The following is a 1,372-nucleotide window of genomic DNA, read 5'->3' as shown; positions in this document are numbered from 1 at the left end:
CGAGGAAGGCGTGCGCACCGATGCGGCAGAACTGATGCGCACCGGCGAAGCCGCTGATGATCACGTAGTCACCCACCGTCACGTGGCCGGCCAGCGTGGTGTTGTTGGAGAACACGCAGAAGTTGCCGACGTGGCAATCGTGGGCTACGTGCGTGTAGGCCAGCATCCAGTTGTCATCGCCGATGGTGGTGATGCCGCCACCGCCGCCGGTGCCACGGTTGAGGGTGACGAACTCGCGGAACACGTTGCGGTCGCCGATCACCAGTTCGGTGCGTTCACCGCCGTACTTCTTGTCCTGCGGTTCGCCGCCGACCGCGACATGGCCGATGAAACGGTTGTCGCGGCCGATCCGGGTCGGGCCATGGATGCTGCAGTGCGGACCGACGTCGGTGCCGGCACCGATCTCGACGTCCGGCCCGATGATCGTGAACGCGCCCACGCGGACGTCGTCGGCCAGGCGTGCCGACGGATCGATCACGGCGGTGGGATGGATCAGGGGGGCGTTGTCGCTCATCTCGGTCCTCCAGCCAGGGTCATTCGCGGGTGCCGGCGCACAGCACCTCGGCGCAGGCAACGACTTCGCCGTCGACCTTGGCCACACAGTCGTACACGGCCATGTTGCGGATCACGCGCTTGATCTCGACGTGCATCTCCAGCACGTCGCCCGGCACCACCTGCTTGGTGAAGCGGGCCTTGTCGACCTTGACCATGTAGAACAGCTTGGACTGCGCATCGCGGCCCAGCGTCAACTGGGTCAGCACGCCGCCGGCCTGGGCCATGGCTTCGATGATCAGCACGCCGGGCATGATCGGCTGGCCGGGGAAGTGGCCCTGGAAGAACGGCTCGTTGATGCTGACGTTCTTGGTCGCGACGATCGTGCGCTTCTCGTAGTCGATCGACACCACCTTGTCCACCAGCAGGAACGGGTAGCGGTGCGGAAGCAGCGTCTGGATCTGCGCCATGTCCGGCAGGGTCTGGGTGTGGCTCATTCTTTCTCCTTGCTCACAGACAGGATGCGACGGGCCAGTGCATCGAGCTGCTTGAAGCGCGCGGCATTCTTGCGCCACGTGCGGTTGTCGGTCAGGGGCGTGCCGGAGGAGTACTCGCCCGGCTCGGTGATGGAGTTGCGGACCACCGATTTGCCGGTGATCACGACCTTGTCGCAGATTTCAAGATGACCGACGACGCCAACGGCGCCGCCGAGCAGGCAGTAACGGCCGATCTTGGCGCTGCCGGCAATGCCGGTGCAGCCGGCGATGGCCGAGTGGGCGCCGATCTGCACGTTGTGTGCGATCTGCACCAGGTTGTCCAGGCGGACGTCCTCGGCCAGCACGGTGTCTTCCAGCGCGCCACGGTCAACACAGGTGTTGGC

The 1,372-nt window shown here is 65.4% G+C and carries 2 protein-coding genes and 1 pseudogene; all 3 read right to left on the bottom strand.

Annotation, left to right across the window (positions count from 1 at the left end; all coding sequences use genetic code 11):
• Positions 1-514, bottom strand: a 514-nt coding sequence (gene lpxA / locus AB4Y84_RS21695) for an acyl-ACP--UDP-N-acetylglucosamine O-acyltransferase (protein WP_442250936.1), incomplete at its 3' end; no start/stop codon positions are given.
• A gap of 19 nt (positions 515-533) precedes the next feature.
• Entirely contained in the window at positions 534-989 is a 456-nt protein-coding gene (gene fabZ, locus AB4Y84_RS21690; protein WP_025877675.1) for a 3-hydroxyacyl-ACP dehydratase FabZ, read from the bottom strand.
• Positions 986-1,372: pseudogene (locus tag AB4Y84_RS21685) on the bottom strand (UDP-3-O-(3-hydroxymyristoyl)glucosamine N-acyltransferase); the annotation flags it as partial. The pseudogene AB4Y84_RS21685 and the gene fabZ, both read right to left, overlap by 4 nt.

The organism is Stenotrophomonas sp. 2YAF22 (assembly GCF_052114665.1).
GTDB classification, from domain to species: Bacteria; Pseudomonadota; Gammaproteobacteria; order Xanthomonadales; family Xanthomonadaceae; genus Stenotrophomonas; species Stenotrophomonas indicatrix.
Note: the sequence above shows the minus strand (reverse complement) of the source record. Positions and strands in the feature narration are given on the sequence as shown.

What these genes read in the sequence shown, in the direction of transcription:
- fabZ (WP_025877675.1), bottom strand. Translation starts at nt 989, where the DNA reads ATGAGCCACACCCAGACCCTGCCGGACATGGCGCAGATCCAGACGCTG.